Genomic DNA, 16094 nt, shown 5'->3' with positions numbered 1-16094 from the left:
GTGTGTTTGCTGGTAGCCATATTTCATCTCTTTTTCTAAATAGTCTGGGACTGCACCAGGACTGCTTTCAGTCTAATCGGTGGTTGATGCGGTTTGCAATCAGGATGCTACGGGGATTAACCGTTGTCAGATATAAAAGCGGACTTGGTGATCTTACAGCTTACAGTAGATGACAAGGTGTAGGTGATGCCATAGGTTGCTTCGAAAGAGGTGAGGTTTCAATGAGCACTGAAAAACCGTTTTACGAATTAGACTTAAGTGATGAACCTGATCCAGAAGCGACGCCAATGCGCGACCGAAAGGTCATCACGCAACCTTACGATTTGAGCATCGATGCAATTGTAGGTCAGGTTAACAGAAAAATCTTATTCCTAAGGCCGCTGAGTGATAGGCCTAACTTTCAGCGACAATATGTGTGGCCTGACAAGTTAGCATCAAGGCTTGTTGAATCTGTATTGCTGAACGTCCCAATTCCACCCTGCTACCTCTCGGAAAACGAAGAGTGCGAGCTGGATGTTATCGATGGGCAACAGAGAATTTTCTCAATTTATCGATATGTTGAGAATCAGTTCAAGTTGCAAGGGCTTGAAGCTTTGACTGAGTTCAATAATCTACGCTTCTTTGAGCTACCGAGTAGAGAGCAAAGAATGCTGATGACACACACACTGCGGTGTGTCGTAATAAAAAATGAATCCCATCCAGAAATAAAATTCGACGTCTTTGAGCGTTTGAATACAAGCACGATGCCGTTAAACGCACAAGAGCTTCGGAATTGTGTGTCTCGCGGTGAATTGAACAAACTTTTGGGCGAGCTGTCTTACGATGCTAAATGGTTGGCGGTTCGTGGAAGAAAAAACCCAGACAAGCGTTTGGCTGATGAAGAAATGATTTTGAGGTTCTTCGCGTTCCGCCTGCAGCCGCTGGCCGAGTATAAGACACCTCTTAAAAACTGGTTGAACAACGCTGCGCGAGAAGGGCGGAAGTTCGATCGCCAAAAGATAGAAAGCCTAAGGCAGGATTGGAGCTCTGCTCTTAGTATTGCCTTAATTTGGTTCGACCCAAACCGTTGTTTCCGACGTCCAGGTTCCAAGGCTATAAATCGGGCGCTCTTTGACCTCATTATGTCCACTGCACACAAAACAAGCTTAAATACAGCTTTAGATTTGCGCGCAGAGTTCTTAGACGCCTTCAATGACATTATTGAAGTCGACGATTTCCAAGACCTTATTAGCCGTTCAGTCGATCACAAAAGCCGAACCGAAAAGCGCTTCAAGCTTTGGAATGAGAAAATGGCCGAGATTGGTTTGTAATGGCAAGATACACTCCCGTGTATACTGACCTAACGGTTAGGTTGGGTGAGGTTGGAATTTTACGAAAAAGGGCTGCTGCCATAGAGCGATCCAATGCCGCTTTTTCCTCTGGGCCAGAGATTAGCGCTCTTTGTCGAGGGTCGGTAGTCTTATTGTCCAGCCACATAGAGGCATATGTAAAGGAATTAGGTGAGCTCACACTTGACAAAATTCACTCAAAGTCTGTTTGCAGAAGTAAAATAGCTCCCCAATTTTTCTACCACATTTCGAAAGAAAAAATTGATACAATTCGATTGGTCGTTCAACCCGAGAAAATTGCCTTTCATATGCAAAAGTTCGTCGACTATGAAACTCAGTTTTGGAAGAGAGATGATCCTTTTCCCGGCCCCATTTCATCGATAAATTTTAATAAAGGGTTTTCGAATCCTACGTTCGATAAAGTGAAGTCATACCTGGGTAGATTTGGCTACGACAAATTCAAAAGAGATTTCACCCAGTGTTTGGGTGCAAATGCACAAACTAATATAAATAATCTTAACCACATAGTAGATACGCGAAATTCTATAGCTCACGGGGATGTCAACGCGACCAAAACACCCGCTGAAATCAAAAGTATGTTAGAGGACGCGAAGCTATTTTGCCGCACGACTGATGTTGTGTTTGGACGGTGGTGCAAAGAAAATTTGTGCTCGATTAGGTAGATCAGAGTTTGAAGCGAGTGCGCCTTCGTTTGCTGCTTGATCGTCCCGAGTTAAGAGAGAGGCTGTTTGTAATTTTAATATACATTGAATTTACGGTTGAAATCTGTGTTTGAAATAATACGTGTGAAGAGTCGAATTTTGGAACTTACCCTATCAAAAGATGTTAAATTTTTTCGGCGCAGAATTTTGGATGAAATTTATTCTCATTCTACCCTACAGTTTTTCAGAAATGGCCAATGTATTATGGCGGCGTGGGTCGTAATTAATTCGTAGGAACCATAATGAATAAAGCATCAAAGTCGAAAGCCAACGACAGCCTCGTAAGTTTGAAAACAGTCTGTGAGACACTGGACCGTTCTCGTGCAAGCATCTACCGCGACATCAAACGCGGTGATTTTCCAGCTCCGCGTAAGTTAGGCGGTTCGTCACGTTGGTTAATGTCTGATCTTAACAAGATTGTCCGTCCCGATAAGTCTATGGCGGCCTAAGAACAGTCAGTCTTAACCTGGGTCATTCCTAAACGTCGCACGCACTGCCCTGTTCTTACTGGGCGGTGTCTTTGTCTCGGATTGATACCGAAGGGAGGGCCGATATGGTTCACTCGGGAAAAGCGGCGCTTCGTTGAGTGGTGGCAAAAGACGAGCGCGCAAAGTGTCTCGCAGCAAAATTAGCTCACGATAAATCCGCCTAATACTGCGCCTCCGGCGAAAAATGCTAACAAGCCGAAGGCGATCAAGCGGGGGGAAAACCGACTGGCTTCCAGAATTTGTTGCAGAACTGCTTTCGATTGGACTATCTGCTGCGTTTGCTGCTCTTCCAGCAGGCTCACGGTTATCGTCAAGGCTTTCAGCTTGGAGGAATGGTGGTCTATTTCTCGTAATAGCTTGGTCATTCCCGCAACTGCGTTTTCGCTGTTCAACGATGCCGCCATCGCACTTCTCCTTGTGGTCTCCATTGCTTGCTCCCAATCGATTGGATTCTGCAATTTTATGTTCCTCTCTAATTGTATTAATTTCTCGGATTATCTGGTTCGCCTCGGCTCGTGTATGGCCCTGGTCGATGTGCGCCCACTGTGGGTTGCAGGGCTGCTTGACCGTTCTGGATATAGCTCTCGCACCTGGCCCTTCGTGGATCGACGGAATTTTGTCTATGCCACGGTCTGCGAATGACTGATGCGATATTTCTGAATCCGCACCAAACCCCCAATTTCGCATCATATCGTTGTGTAGGTTTGCCCATAATTTTGCAGTTTTTTCGATAGCGTGCTTCCGAGCCATTCCAAGCGTGCTCTTGGGTCGACCTCGCCCGCCAGACTTCTTGTGAACATCAAAAAATACAAAGTGGGCGTGAGGGTTATTGATGTCATTCTTATGTTGATCGTGAATTGCAACGATATATCCAGCAACGCCTTGACTAAATTGCTCTGCAAAAGCGCGCGTGAGCGCTTCTCTCTGTATTTGCGTTGCCTCTATTGGCAAGGCGACTACAAACCGCTCACAGACGCGCCCTCTGCGCTTCTGAGCATCAACCTCAGCCTTGGTTGCCGTGCAAGTGGTGGAACTGCCTGCAAGGCGCTGTTGAAACACGACACGAGCTGCCTGTGGGCGAGTAATGTAGCGTAGGTGTGCTGCTGTCTGTCCCTGCCTTGCGATCCTGCTTTCATCAGTTCGCTTCTCGGAGAAAGTTTTAACTGAGTGCCTAAATGAAAATAGTGCCATTTTTCTATTAAGGTGGCGTGGATAAAATTGCGAAGCTTTTTATCCGTTGTGCGCCTTCCCTATCTCCCTTAAAAATAATTTAGGGATAGTTAAGTGGAAAGTGGAAAAAATAGTCTTCTTGAAGAAAAACGCCTTCGTCGTGGGCATATCTTGAAATTTATCTCGATCTATATGAGAAACCACCTAATGAGACCCTATGATCTCAAAGACCTGTCGGAATCGCAAAAAGATATTCTGGCCGTTGAGATTGTTAATCTTTTTGAGGATAGGTATATCAGAATGAGAAATAAGACGCCCCCAAACGGGGGCGATTAGAGCATTCATATTTCGTAAGAGGAACGGAAATTTTCAGGTTAATGCAGCTTAGTTATTGGCAACCCTGTGCCTTCGTTAGAGGTGGCTACCCGAGTGGAGATCGTATACTGACCCTTAGCGTTCCTTTGCAGAGAGCCGGCCTTTTCGAGAGTTGCCAGTGCGCGCCCGATTGCCTTGCGGAACGCTTCGGGATTGTCTCTGATGTCGTTGAAGGGGCCGCCCACAAGGTTGGAAATCTCTTTGGTTGAAAACCATTTTTCCGTGTCCTGCTGGGCCATACTGGTCATTAAGCGCAAAACCTCGGTTACTCGTGGTGCTGAGGCTGAAGGCTTCGGTTTGTATGGTTCTGAAGTAGGGGCCAAAACGGCCAGAGATTTATCGTGCTTAAAGGGCACAGCCATTGGAACGGTGAAAGTCTCGCCGTCGTCGTCAACACCTGCTTCAAATGCTTCGATGCGAAATGCAAGAGTGCGCCCTTTGCGAATGCGCTTTTGCTTTTTCTGGATTAGCATCGCGGCATCACCAGTGCCATCTTCTGCTTTTTGCAACGTAAGTAGGGTGTCCAAAGTTGCAGTCATTGCTGAAGAGCCACGAGGCCTGCCTTTGTCGCTTGTTCCGACGTGGTGAATGAACAAGACGTGAGCATTCGTTGTTTTTGCAATACGTTGTGCGTGTTTAAATACCTTACTCATATCACGAGCTGAGTTTTCGTCCGCATCCCCAATTGACAAATTCAGTGTATCAAAAATGATCAGCAATTTTTCACTTTTATGATGAGTTTGGAAGTTTTTAGCAAATTGGATGAAATATTGCACTTGCGCTTCATCGGTTAGGTCAGGAACTTCGTCGAGCACTTCGAAAGCTGCAGCGCCTTCCGGTGCGTTGTGCATAAATGGATAGGCGCGTTCTAAAATGCCTTCTGCGTCTTCAGCAGCAACATAAAGAACAGCCGCACGATTTACTTTCATATCGCCCATATTTCTACCCATAGCGACGTGCGATGCAATGCAAGACATAATTGCCGACTTTCCCAGGTTCGGTTCGCCTGCAATCATTCCAACCTGGCCCTCGAGCAACAATCCTTTGACAATGGATGGACGATTTGGGTCGATTTGAAATCTATTCGCAGACTTAAGGCTTTTGCCTTTATATTTTGGTGATTGTGTTGCCGGAAGAATCTGGATCTGATTGAGTATTTGAGTTGTCATTATTTTTCCTGTTATCTCATAACGTTTTACTTTTCACCACGAACGGATTTAATCCGTGGCTAAGTATTAGGTCTGATCATTTATTTCAGAGCAAAATATTTTTTTCATCTTGCGGACGGACGGACGCTCCCCCCTTAGGGGGGGCGTCCGTCCGTCCGTTGTCCTGATCAGAAATAATTGTTTGAGATGGCAAGACAATTTCATCCAGAATTGCGCTCAGTTTGTTCAAAGCGGCAACCTTGGGGTCCTCGGTGCCATTTAGAATACGTGTTGCAATCATATAGTGGCCAGCGGACCCGCTGACTCCGGCATTTGCAAAACGGTTTGTGTGATCGAGTATGGCCTCAATCGTTTGCACTGGCACTTGTAGCTCTTCAAGCAAAGTTGCTCCGGTGCGCCGCAAGTCGTGGCGGGTCCAATTGGTTGTATTGCTGCCTCTATGAACCTGTTCTGCAATCCTATTCCAGTTGTCAATTTTGCCACCATCTCGATTTGGAAATACGAATGCATTAGATAACGGAGCAGAGAATCCAGGTAGCGCCTGCAATACGTCGAGTGCCGCACGGGACAGCGGCAATCGTTGGCTACGGCCTTGGCCCGTTGTGTCTTTTACGTCGGGCTTCACCCACACACCGTTTGCGAAATCGAAGTCGCACCAACGGGCTGTAGAAACCTCTTCTCGCCTTGCCAAAGTTAGCAGCATAAAACGCATTGCAATTGGCCCGAAATCGTTTTCAGGAAGAATGTTGCGTCTTCGAATTTCTTCGGGTGCTGGGTATTTCAAGAGGGGGTAAATGGCCGCAATCTCTTGGACGCTCAACACTCTTTCTCGTTTACCTTTTATGGTAGGGTCTGTTGTGGCGGGGTCGTGGATGCGCCGCAGGTCCACGACTTCAAGGCGTATAGATCGGCCCGCCCCGATTTTTCCGAATTTTTTACCTCGGTTTGCAGCCCAATCCAAAACTGGTGACAGGTAAGACATTGCGCGAGAAACTTGCGCGTTTGCTGTGGTTTTTCCGTTTATAGCTCGTGCTGGTTTATAAGTGTTTGCCACCAAGCCAAACTGTTCGACATTTATCGCTTCAACAGGATTGTCTAAGAGTTTTGCAAATACACACTCAATAGCATTGCGCGCATAAGCAGATGATCTTGGCCCACCTCGTGGGCGCCAGGACTTTTTTGATTTGGCAAACTCTGGTTGGATCTCGTCCAGTAGCTCTCGTAGCGTGGTTTTTTCTTGCCTTAGCAACGACGGAGCAGTGGGTTTGTTCGCTCCATTGACCTTTATGTCCAGGCGCGTCTGTGCGGCAATTTGTCGAGCTTGCTTTAGTGAAACTTCGGGGTAAGCACCTATTGTGTGAGTTTCATTTTTGCCAGCGTTGTTGCGGAGCATTAACGCAAAAGACTTGTGTCCTGACGGGGATACCCGCAGTTTTAAGCCTGCTGTTTTGCTGTCGGTGATTTGGTATCGGGTTTCGCCTGGTTTGAGGTTTTGGATTTGTTTGTCGGTGAGGGTTTGTGTGGTTTTCATTCATTTCTCGCTTGGTTTACGAGATGAATTTTGGCTTTTTGCTTCGGTGCCGAAGCGGGACTGCGTGGGACTGCAAAACCCACAAGACAGCCTGAAACCGTGTGATACACTTTGAGACAATTGGTGCGTCGAAATGTCGCACATTCAAAGCTTATTTGCTCAACTTTTCAATGCGTTCGGCTGTCTCAAGCTGTATCGTTTGGTTTCAATTTGGCTAAACGAAATTGAACTGCCGAATGATTGAAAATCCTCGTGTCGGTGGTTCGATTCCGCCCCTGGGCACCATTTAAATCAATAGCTTAGCCGTTTTGATGGTCAATAAATATTGTAATTGGTGGCGGTTTTGGTGGCGTTTGAGTAGATTTAACGCATAGCGCATATATTGGTTGGCAAATAAGACACTGTCAGCTACGTCGCCGAAATCTGAGTGTGTTGATAGATTGATCATCACCACCTTTTCGCGTTGCCGCCCCCGAGGGGGGGTGCCCCCTTGTGTGAGTAGTGGCGATGTTTCGAATGGACTGACTGGGCAATCTCACAAAATTCTCGAAAAAATTTTTTAATTTTTTCGCTCATCCTATGCCCTGCAAGCCCCAGAGGGTTTGCCCCGATGACCGCTGTCAGACCAAAGCGGTCATACTCTTTTCCACAGGTTGGTCGGAAACCAGAATTTCGCTGCAGTTGCAAAATTGAGAGACCTGTAAAACGTTTTCTATACCCGCAGCTCCATATTAGGTTTACTCTAGGCCTTCCAGGAAACTGTTTAGGCTGTTGACAGTACGAGTGCTTAACTAAGTTACGATAAACAAACGGAGCATCAAAATATGGCTAAAAACGACCTTGTGGCCTTTCCAAGTTACGTCCGCTCAGATGACGGCCACGATGGAGGTCGCATTTCCTCCAATGTCTAAGCGTGATCCAAATCAACGAACTACGCTTTTAGAAGCATTCGCTATCTGTGTGGTAATCGCTGGGGTTGCCATAATCATCTTCGCAACGGGGCGAACCGCTGGCGTGGATGTTGGCCGCAATGAGGTAAGCGCCCGTGAGCATTATGAGGCAGTAAAAAATACTGCGTTGGCCGCTTGCATTGACACTGAGCCGAGCGCTTTGCGCCAGTGTGTGATTAAATCCACCGAGACCGCACAAAATCAATCCGAGTCCAGACAAGACCTTTATGCTCAACAGGATATGTCCCGCTGGGCGTTCTGGATGATGATAATTTCTGGCTGTACGCTTCTCATAACTGGCCTTGGTATTGTATGGATTCGAGACACCCTTGTAGAGACCCGTAGAGCCGTCAAAGCTGCTGACGATGCTGTTAAGGTCACAAGAGACATTGGGGAGGCACAAATCAGGCCGTACATCTCCATAGAACACGCCAGTGCATTTGTTGATGAGCGAAACGGCATCTGCTTTAAAGTTAAAGTGAAAAATTCTGGTCAGACACCTGCTAGAAATGTTCATGTAATCGTAAGCGCTTGGGTGAACAGGCCATGCAACCCGCCAGATGGCTTCGGAGGGAAGGTTATACATAGATCCATAGAGATTTTTTCTCGACCTCTCCATCTCGGAGATATTCCTGCGCAAAGTGTAGAGGGACATGGATTGCACCAATCACTTGGCCTTTCGTTCCCAGTTGACTCTGTCAGGACCAAAGATGGATGTATCCAAGCGGGAGCCGGGAATATAGGCGTCTTTGCAAAGGACGCTTTTGATAACGAGATTTTCGAATTTGGCCGTGTGATGGTCGCCACGGGGACGAGCCAATACAGTCAATGGCTGCAAGCTGGAGAGTTCAACCATCACACCATTGTCGGTTCTTTCGGAGATGAAACCGCCATGCGCGGGCGTGGCTGGAAGGAATACAATTATCAAAGCCACCAACTTCCATGGGAAGATAAGCCCGTCAAGAACTTGGAATGAAACCTTAATTATCGCTCACACCCCGCTTGGTGCTTGGTGCGTTTGATACATAAGGCCGACTATCTGCGCAGAGCCGACGTTGGTGTGAAGCGCAGCATGGGGGCTTCGGTCTGCTACGGCTTAAATGGCCGCTTTTGCAATTCTGGCACAGAACCTTCGCAGATGCAGCTATAGTCCGCTTTCCGCCCTTTCACCCGATTTTCCAGTTGTTTTTAACTCAAAATTTTGTCGAGCTTGTAGACCTCCCGAGGCCTAAGCCATGCGTCGTGAGCGGGTTTCGGTTTCAACGTCCGACCTTCAAATACAACATTTCCTGATGGTTTTTGAAACACCTTTGATCCGTGCGGCTGCCGATAGAATGCAAAATTCTCGTCTGCGAAGTCACCAGATGTATAAAGTGAAGTTTTCGGGGCAATGCTCAGACCTGTGAATTCACCTACCGCTTTCGAGTCGATCTCCATCAAATCCCCACAATCCACCAAATTATCAAGCGTATCGCGCAACGACCCCTTCTGGCGGAATGGTGCTTTCTGGCTCAGGCAATACGAAAAATAACCCAACGGGATTAGTCCCGCATCATAGAAATCTTTGCGGAGATTCCGATATCGAAGCTTGCTGTATGGCAAGTATCGATAATGGTGAAGAGCAAGTTGGGCCAGCAGTTGCTGCTTGCCTTCTATGCACTTGGAAAAGTCGAATGTTTGATCAGTATTCATGGTGAAGTCCTTTACCATATTTATGTTATAGTATAACATAAATTGCACGAAAATGCAAGCTTTTCCTTGATAAATAGGGGCAAATCATGGGGGAAGGATTTTTCCGATCAGGCGCTATGGCATTGCCTTTAAACGTTAATTTGGATGGTCCACAAAATCCCTTGTCATTCGGCTCAAAGCGACAAGGGTGTTGCGGACTGATGCTGTTTCTTGAAATATTGGATCGAAGCCATCGGGTACTGTAGAGCAACAATTGCATTGTCACTCACGGCCCGAACCGGACGTTGGTGATTTGCGCAGCTAAGGTCGGCGTTGAGCCCAGAGCGAACCTGTTGATTTTGTGCTGCGTGCGCTCGCAGCGTGGAAATTGCTGCAACAGCTAAAATTCTGTGGTGGCAACGCGGCGTGAAAACCAGTCATTCGAACAATTTGCAGCGAAGGAATGATAGCCAAGGATCAAAGTGCGGACGAAGCCGACCTTGGTGAACTCTCAACCAACGGCGGCTTTATTTCAGGTCGAAATTACAGCGTAAAGCGCGCCGTAAGGGAAGCGACGGTCGCTGCAGATGCCCATCGATGCATTAGGTCGTTCAATCGGACCCAGATAGCGTGTTTTCCAGAAACAGAACCACATTTCCAATCTGTTCTGCCCGCTCTTCCAACTCTTCGATTTTGCGTTGGATGACGGCGCGCGCAACCTCGCGGTCGCAACTCTCTGCGGTGGACACCACAATCGAGCGCAGGTCAGCGACTGTCATGCCTGCTTCTCGCGCACCTGCGAAAAACTCAAGCCAGACGAGGCAGTCGTCTTTGTAGTTGCGGTAGCTATTCGTTTCGCTGTCCTCGACGGTTGAGGTGATGAGACCGTTTTGTTCGTAAAATCGGATGGTGTCCCGACTGAATCCAGATTTCTGTGCAAGTTCGCCAATACGCATGTTAAATCCCAAACCGTGGACAATGGTCTATTGTTTTATTTTTACTTCGTCTATATGCAACCAAGGGCATGAAATTGCAATTACTTTAGGCATCAGGACATCGCTCATGACAAAACGCATTATTATCGTCGGTGGGGGCTATGTTGGCGTGCAACTGGCCAAGGCGTTGGACGGCAAGGCCGAAGTGACGCTGATTGAGCCTCGCAGCCATTTTGTCCATGCCCCTGCGATGATCCGCTCGGTTGTTGATCCGCAAGTTCTGGATCAGGGATTGATCCCCTACGATGATCTGCTCAAGAACGGTCAGGTCATGCGCGCACGAGCCAAAAGCATTAATGCTGCAGGCGTCACACTTGAAGACGGAACCGAAGTGCTTGGTGACTACATCGTCGTAGCGACAGGCTCTGACAATGCGATGCCGTTTAAACCCGCAACCGATAGCATCAAAGCCTTTCGCGCGGACAGCGCACGTATCAACGCGATGCTGGAAGCCGCGCAAAGTGTGGCCATTGTTGGGGCTGGTGCGGTCGGGACAGAATTGGCCGGCGAAATCGCGCATTTCATGCCGGACAAGAAGGTAACGTTGATTTCGTCAGAACCGTCACTGTTCCCAACTATGCCATCAAAACTTGGGACAGCCCTGCAGGGTAAACTAAATGACGCTGGCGTGACGACGATCTTTGGTGCGCGTGCCGAAAACCTTGAGAGCCTGACCGAGCCTTATGCCGGTGAGCTTCAACTGAGTAATGGTGATAGAATTGCCGCCGATCTGATCTTCCCCGCCATCGGGTCTCGTGCCGTGTCGAGCATTCTTGAGACGCTGCCAGGCATCACCAAAGGTGCCGCCAATAGGGTCAAGACCGACCCGTGGTTGCGCCCATCTGACTTGCCGAATGTCTTTGCCGCTGGAGATGTCGCTGAGGCCGGAGATGCGATGACAATCGTCGCTGTCAGCCGCCAAACACCTTGGTTGGAAAAGATGCTGACGTCGCTGATCGACGGCAAAAAGGTCGAGGACGTGGCCAAATACAAACCGTGGGACAAAGCGCCTTTCTTAGTCCCCCTGGGGCCGCAGAAAGGGAATTCCTATCTCGTGTTGTTTACCGCCGGAGATAAAATAACACGCCTCATGAAGGGCAAGGACCTGTTTGTGACAAAATATCGGAAGATGCTGAACCGGACCTAAAGCGACCCATGTCTCAGAAAAGTAAGTCACCCACGGGTCAAATTGTGGTTTGCAGCATCGACATCAGCCGTAACAGCAGACATTCGCTGCATTGCAGAAAAGTGGTAAAGAGGGCTCAGCACTGCCGTAGGAACAACCAAGCGGCGGTGACCGCTTCGAAATGACGAACGGCTCCTGCCGTTCGTCAAGGTTCTTAAATGTCGATCCCCTCGGAAATGCTCAGCGCGTCTTCGAGCTCGACCCCCAGATATCTGACGGTGCTATCAACCTTTGTGTGTCCAAGTAAAAGCTGGACGGCACGCAGGTTGCCTGTCTTGCGGTAGATTTCCGCCACCTTTGTTCGGCGCATGGAATGGGTGCCATAACCACTGGGTTCTAACCCGATGGAAACAACCCAGTCCCGAACCAAACGCCCATACTGGCGTGTTGATATGTGCGGGCGATCATGAAAACGGCTCTGAAACAAGAATTGGCATCCGATCATTTCCGGAGATCTGATCCAACTGGACACAGTTTCTCGCGTGTTTTCAGCCAGTTCAAACTGCACGGGCTTGTTCGTTTTGCTTTGGACAACCGACACGCGTTCGCGCACCCTGCCATCTCTGATAAGGTCATCGACCTTGAGCGCGACCAAGTCGCAACCGCGCAACTTGCTGTCGATTGCGACGTTGAACAAAGCCAAATCGCGAAGGTTTCCCGCTAGTTCGAGGCGGGCGCGGATGGCCCAGACCTGTTTAGGAAGTAGCGGGCGCTTTTGCCCGACGAGGCGACCTTTGTTCCAGGCTCTGCGTTTCGGTGTAACGGCGGGAAGTTGGACTCTAGGCATGATTTGTCCTCCATCCAACCCTCTAACCCAAACATCAACATAGCGCTGACGAGGTATTATAGCCCAAATTCTTATATCAGCTTCACAGTGGCTGCACCGCCAAGTGTTTCTGCGCAAGCGAAAGGCGGCTGTGAGCCCACACTGTGAATTCGATTTTTGTGCTGCATACGCGCTCAGCATAGATATTGCTGCGTCTGCTCAGATTCCGGTGTCACAATGCAGCAACGAAACCGGTCCTTCATATAAGCCGCCGCGATTAGGAAATGGCCAATTCACACGCTGCGGACTCTGTTGCCATTTGCGGCAAATACTCCAATGATTGCCGCCGCCGAGATCATTTTTACCTGAAACCTGTTCGATATATTTCTCGACCCTTCAGATGCGCATGCGGGGGACGTCTACAGGGTCTAGCCGAAGTTCGATCAGGAATGGACCTTTCCTGTTTTTTAGCGCTTCAAGGGCTTCTTCAAGAAGCTCTTGTGAGCGCACTTCGAACCCTTCTCCGCCAAGGGATTCTGCGATATCTGCGAAAGAAGGCCAGTGAAATTGTGTAAGGCTGGGGTCCATCTTTCGATCTAAAAACTGGATGTGTTCGGCCCCATAAGCAGAATCATTGGCGATGATGACAATCAGATCAAGGCCAAGACGCACGGCGGTGTTGAACTCGTTGATGCCGCCCATCATGAAGCCACCATCGCCACTGAAAAGGATAACAGGCCGGTCCGGTACAGCAAGGCCTGCGCCCACAGCTTCTTGTAACCCCAATCCGATTGCTCCGAAATTTACGCTGCTGACAAAGCTCTGTGGATCGGGAGTTGAGAGACGACACCAGACCTCTGTCATGAAACGCCCCCCATCTGTTACCAATACGCGGTCTTTGGGCAAGGCTTGTTCCAACCGCTCAAGCGCATCCACATAGTTTACAAAGCCATCTGCTGCTTTGCCCGTTCCTGCCGGATGCGCGGTAAGTGCTGCGGTGTCCAATTCACGGGTAAAGCCACTTGCAGGGATCTCAGCCTTATCCAGCCAAAACACGATGGTTTCAGCGGTCAATCCCGCATCCGCGACAAGTGCTGCGTCGGGATGTAGCCCACCACCAATAGCGGTGGGATCGACATCAATTTGGACGATCCGCTTACCGCTCATCAGCTTGCCACGATCTGTTGTGAAGTCATTCAGCGCTGTGCCAAAGCAGATAATACAGTCGGATTGAGCGATCAGATCATATGCCGCGGGTGTGGAAAGTGTCCCGAAGATATCGATGTTATAAGGGTGATCGTTGAACAATCCTTTGGCTTTCAGGGTAGTCGCGAGCGGGGCCTCTAATCGGTCAGCAAGGCGAATCAACTGCGCGCGCGCTGCCACTGCGCCACCTCCTGCTAGGATCAACGGGCGGCGCGCAGAAGCGATCATGCCAACTGCGTTATCAAGAATATCACCTTCCGCGACACCACCGGGGGCGGTAAATACATCAAGCACTTGGTTTTCGTGTTTAACCTCCTGCCACATGAAATCGGCTGGCATGTTCAGAACAACGGGGCGGCGTTCAACGCGTGCGCGGTAAAAAGCACGGGCGACATCTTTGCACGCCGTTTGAGGTGTGCGGATTTGCTCAAACCCCGCACCTGTTGCCTTAACCACTTCACGTTGGTCGATGCTTTGGAGGTGGCGTGGGGTATCTGTGGGGGTGTCGCCTGCAAGAATAACCAGCGGGACGTGCCCCCGCACAGCTTCGATCAGCGCAGTCATGCAGTTGGTCAAGGCAGGCCCATGGGTCACGGTCGCGACGCCGACGCGCCCCGAAACACAAGCATACGCCAAAGCCATGAGCACAGAGCTGCCTTCATGCGCTGCGGGCACAAACCGGCCGTGGCATTCGCGCACAAAGCTGTCCACGATAAAGAGGTTCGCATCCCCCATCAGCCCAAACATCGTGTCGACCCCATGTTCGTGTGTGGCACGGGCAATAGATTGATAGACGTGGTTTTTAGGACTCATTGGCGGGACCTCATAGTTGATTGTGAAACGCAGCGATAAACCCCAAAGGATTGATTAATTTGGGCATGGTGACACCTCAGAGAGGGTATTTCCTTCCTAATTTACCTCTAATCTGCAATTATTGGGTAAATTTCACCTAGAGGACTGAGAATAGGTTCCTTCATGCTCGACTCGTTTGAAAAACTAATTTTAAAGGTATTGCAACGCGATGGACGTGCCAGCACGCAAGCGTTGTCGGACGCGGTTGGTCTTTCGCCATCGCCCTGTTGGCGGCGCGTCAAACGGTTAGAGGAAGAGGGTTATATAACCCGCTACGCCGCAATCCTTGATGGCAAAAAACTAGGCTTGAACGCATTTGCACATGTCCAAGTCTCCCTCATTGATCACCAGACCTCCTCACTTGGTATTTTCCTGGATTTTATCGAGAAAAACGATCAGGTTCTGGAGTGTACGTCTATCACTGGTGACTTTGATTATATTTTGAAAGTCGCGGCCCGTGATCCAGAAGCCTTGGAGCAATTTATCATGCACAATCTGCTCCGGCTTGGTATCGTCCGATCGACAACAACAGTCTTTATCTTAAGGCAAATGAAGGTGTCCAGCGCTCTGCCAATAGACATGTAGTTTTAGAACCCGATCAGAGTCTATCGACTGCGCAGCATCTTTAGTGCCGCAATGCGGCGTCAATTCCGGATGTTGATGCAAACTGCAGCGTTGAACCCATCCAGCCGGATCAAAACGAAGCAGGGGCGGCTCCCCCGATCTGGGCGACGCAGCTTTTGCATTCAGGGTCCCTCGTGATCATCAAGTCGCGGGCATACAGAAAAAAATAGCATCGTGTTGGCAGCAGATAATTGTGCGCCTCGCCATAGTCGAATGCGATCAATGCCAGAACAGCATCAATGCTGGCTGCGATCAAACACTCACTCCAATCAGTCGCGAAGCAATAGATTCAAGTAGCACCTATTACACACCGATCCCGGCTCGCCTGAATGCGCCGTCAGAGTGATTGGTATCCCCTGCCAAACCACGTCGCAAACATTCCAACACGTAGATCTCATAATGTTCGACATTTGCGAGATTTACATCTGTTCCGAGCATAGCGACCATTTTGGACGCCATCTTGTGTTTTATCGCATCGGTGATGCCGGATATAATATTTACAGGTAACTCAAAGACCAAAGCTTCCTTTGGAAAATTCTTGGTCAGTCGCATAATCAATGCGTCGCGTGCTTTATCGCCCTCAAAAATCTCTGCGGCCTCAAGGTAAACTGACGACGCGCCTGCATTGAGATAGGTTTCAACATCCTGCATGATCTCGTCATCGGTCATCTCACCTTCCTTGCGACCAACCTCTCCAAGCACTGTCAAACCATAGTTATCGCGGGCATGACGCACTGCTGCGTATTCCGGTGCATCCGGCCGGTCATTCCGACAACATCCGGCCACCTAAACCGGTGTATCCGGCCGCCCTTGTTTAGCGGCTGCGAGGCCTGAGTTTTTAGTTAACCGTTTTGGGCGCTTTCGTCACCTGTTTTGAGTTTGGTTTTTCGCATGCTCTGGCCGTCGAGTTCGACGCGATATGCGTTGTGTACGAGACGGTCGAGAATGGCATCTGCGAAGGTAGGTTCACCGATCACGTCATGCCAGGCGTCGATGGGCAATTGGCTGGTGATCAGCGTTGATCCGGCTTCATATCTGTCTTCGACGATCTCCATCAGGTC

Annotated in this window: 15 protein-coding genes, 1 tRNA gene and 1 pseudogene; 7 read left to right on the top strand and 10 right to left on the bottom strand. The window is 49.1% G+C overall.

From position 1 onward, the window contains the following. The first annotated feature begins 221 nt into the window (after positions 1–221). The 3 genes from BM174_RS18315 (at position 222) to BM174_RS18305 (ending at position 2499) form a co-directional block, all read left to right on the top strand. Positions 222–1310, top strand: coding sequence for a DUF262 domain-containing protein (locus BM174_RS18315; RefSeq protein WP_093925293.1), 1089 nt, complete (start codon positions 222–224; stop codon positions 1308–1310). Then, positions 1310–2011 carry an MAE_28990/MAE_18760 family HEPN-like nuclease gene (locus BM174_RS21790; RefSeq protein ID WP_093925292.1) on the top strand — a complete coding sequence of 234 codons (702 nt, stop codon included), beginning with the start codon at positions 1310–1312 and terminating at the stop codon, positions 2009–2011. The genes BM174_RS18315 and BM174_RS21790 overlap by 1 nt, the downstream gene beginning before the upstream one ends. Before the next feature lie 281 nt (positions 2012–2292). Beyond that, positions 2293–2499 carry a helix-turn-helix transcriptional regulator gene (locus tag BM174_RS18305; protein ID WP_093925291.1) on the top strand — a complete coding sequence of 69 codons (207 nt, stop codon included), beginning with the start codon at positions 2293–2295 and terminating at the stop codon, positions 2497–2499. A gap of 179 nt (positions 2500–2678) precedes the next feature. On the opposite strand, the gene BM174_RS18300 is transcribed toward BM174_RS18305, so the two are convergent. From BM174_RS18300 to BM174_RS18280, 4 genes and pseudogenes are all read right to left on the bottom strand, one after another. Further along, on the bottom strand, positions 2679–2942 hold the full coding sequence (locus tag BM174_RS18300; protein ID WP_245766445.1) for a hypothetical protein: 264 nt from the start codon (positions 2940–2942) through the stop codon (positions 2679–2681). Between the two features lie 178 nt (positions 2943–3120). Next, positions 3121–3729 (bottom strand): annotated as a pseudogene (locus BM174_RS21785) (MobA/MobL family protein); the annotation flags it as partial. 353 nt (positions 3730–4082) lie between these two features. Beyond that, a complete protein-coding gene (locus BM174_RS18285) occupies positions 4083–5252 on the bottom strand; it encodes an AAA family ATPase (RefSeq protein ID WP_093925289.1) in 1170 nt (389 codons plus the stop codon). Positions 5253–5337: 85 nt separating this feature from the next. After that, positions 5338–6783: a tyrosine-type recombinase/integrase gene (locus BM174_RS18280; RefSeq protein WP_093925288.1), complete on the bottom strand. Its 1446-nt coding sequence runs from the start codon at positions 6781–6783 to the stop codon at positions 5338–5340. A 202-nt stretch (positions 6784–6985) separates the two neighbouring features. On the opposite strand from BM174_RS18280, the gene BM174_RS21165 reads away from it, so the two are divergent. Then, a tRNA-Phe gene (locus tag BM174_RS21165) sits at positions 6986–7068 on the top strand. Positions 7069–7686: 618 nt separating this feature from the next. After that, positions 7687–8709, top strand: a complete 1023-nt coding sequence (locus BM174_RS18275; protein WP_143092490.1) for a hypothetical protein — start codon at positions 7687–7689, stop codon at positions 8707–8709. Between the two features lie 212 nt (positions 8710–8921). Here the strand turns inward: BM174_RS18275 and BM174_RS18270 are convergent, their stop codons facing one another. Both BM174_RS18270 and BM174_RS18265 read right to left on the bottom strand, forming a co-directional pair. Continuing rightward, positions 8922–9425 (bottom strand): hypothetical protein, encoded by a 504-nt coding sequence (locus tag BM174_RS18270; RefSeq protein WP_143092489.1) that lies wholly within the window; start codon positions 9423–9425, stop codon positions 8922–8924. 590 nt (positions 9426–10015) lie between these two features. Further along, positions 10016–10360, bottom strand: coding sequence for a MerR family transcriptional regulator (locus BM174_RS18265; protein WP_093925285.1), 345 nt, complete (start codon positions 10358–10360; stop codon positions 10016–10018). Here BM174_RS18265 and BM174_RS18260 point away from each other — a divergent pair. Continuing rightward, positions 10311–11546, top strand: coding sequence for an NAD(P)/FAD-dependent oxidoreductase (locus BM174_RS18260; protein ID WP_342742077.1), 1236 nt, complete (start codon positions 10311–10313; stop codon positions 11544–11546). The two genes, BM174_RS18265 and BM174_RS18260, sit on opposite strands and share 50 nt — an antisense overlap. Positions 11547–11739: 193 nt before the next feature. On the opposite strand, the gene BM174_RS18255 is transcribed toward BM174_RS18260, so the two are convergent. Both BM174_RS18255 and BM174_RS18250 read right to left on the bottom strand, forming a co-directional pair. Next, positions 11740–12372, bottom strand: a complete 633-nt coding sequence (locus BM174_RS18255; RefSeq protein ID WP_093925283.1) for a tyrosine-type recombinase/integrase — start codon at positions 12370–12372, stop codon at positions 11740–11742. Positions 12373–12747: 375 nt separating this feature from the next. Continuing rightward, positions 12748–14370: a thiamine pyrophosphate-binding protein gene (locus BM174_RS18250; protein ID WP_093925282.1), complete on the bottom strand. Its 1623-nt coding sequence runs from the start codon at positions 14368–14370 to the stop codon at positions 12748–12750. A 162-nt stretch (positions 14371–14532) separates the two neighbouring features. Between BM174_RS18250 and BM174_RS18245 the strand changes: the two genes are divergently transcribed. Further along, a complete protein-coding gene (locus tag BM174_RS18245) occupies positions 14533–14994 on the top strand; it encodes an Lrp/AsnC family transcriptional regulator (protein ID WP_093925281.1) in 462 nt (153 codons plus the stop codon). A gap of 342 nt (positions 14995–15336) precedes the next feature. Here BM174_RS18245 and BM174_RS18235 read toward each other — a convergent pair whose 3' ends face one another. Next, positions 15337–15768: a phosphosulfolactate synthase gene (locus tag BM174_RS18235; RefSeq protein ID WP_177209524.1), complete on the bottom strand. Its 432-nt coding sequence runs from the start codon at positions 15766–15768 to the stop codon at positions 15337–15339. 107 nt (positions 15769–15875) lie between these two features. After that, positions 15876–16094 (bottom strand): ATP-binding protein (locus BM174_RS18230; protein ID WP_177209523.1); only part of this gene is annotated, 219 nt, incomplete at its 5' end.

Source organism: Sulfitobacter brevis (genome assembly GCF_900112755.1).
In the GTDB taxonomy this organism is placed as follows: domain Bacteria; phylum Pseudomonadota; class Alphaproteobacteria; order Rhodobacterales; family Rhodobacteraceae; genus Sulfitobacter; species Sulfitobacter brevis.
The sequence above is the reverse complement of the archived record's forward strand: the minus strand, read 5'-3'. Positions and strand labels throughout refer to the sequence as shown.

Coding starts and splice junctions, on each gene's coding strand:
- BM174_RS18315 (WP_093925293.1), top strand. CDS start 222: ATGAGCACTGAAAAACCGTTTTACGAATTAGACTTAAGTGATGAACCT.
- BM174_RS21790 (WP_093925292.1), top strand. CDS start 1,310: ATGGCAAGATACACTCCCGTGTATACTGACCTAACGGTTAGGTTGGGT.
- BM174_RS18305 (WP_093925291.1), top strand. CDS start 2,293: ATGAATAAAGCATCAAAGTCGAAAGCCAACGACAGCCTCGTAAGTTTG.
- BM174_RS18300 (WP_245766445.1), bottom strand. CDS start 2,942: ATGGCGGCATCGTTGAACAGCGAAAACGCAGTTGCGGGAATGACCAAG.
- BM174_RS18285 (WP_093925289.1), bottom strand. CDS start 5,252: ATGACAACTCAAATACTCAATCAGATCCAGATTCTTCCGGCAACACAA.
- BM174_RS18280 (WP_093925288.1), bottom strand. CDS start 6,783: ATGAAAACCACACAAACCCTCACCGACAAACAAATCCAAAACCTCAAA.
- BM174_RS18275 (WP_143092490.1), top strand. CDS start 7,687: ATGTCTAAGCGTGATCCAAATCAACGAACTACGCTTTTAGAAGCATTC.
- BM174_RS18270 (WP_143092489.1), bottom strand. CDS start 9,425: ATGAATACTGATCAAACATTCGACTTTTCCAAGTGCATAGAAGGCAAG.
- BM174_RS18260 (WP_342742077.1), top strand. CDS start 10,311: ATGGTGTCCCGACTGAATCCAGATTTCTGTGCAAGTTCGCCAATACGC.
- BM174_RS18265 (WP_093925285.1), bottom strand. CDS start 10,360: ATGCGTATTGGCGAACTTGCACAGAAATCTGGATTCAGTCGGGACACC.
- BM174_RS18255 (WP_093925283.1), bottom strand. CDS start 12,372: ATGCCTAGAGTCCAACTTCCCGCCGTTACACCGAAACGCAGAGCCTGG.
- BM174_RS18250 (WP_093925282.1), bottom strand. CDS start 14,370: ATGAGTCCTAAAAACCACGTCTATCAATCTATTGCCCGTGCCACACAC.
- BM174_RS18245 (WP_093925281.1), top strand. CDS start 14,533: ATGCTCGACTCGTTTGAAAAACTAATTTTAAAGGTATTGCAACGCGAT.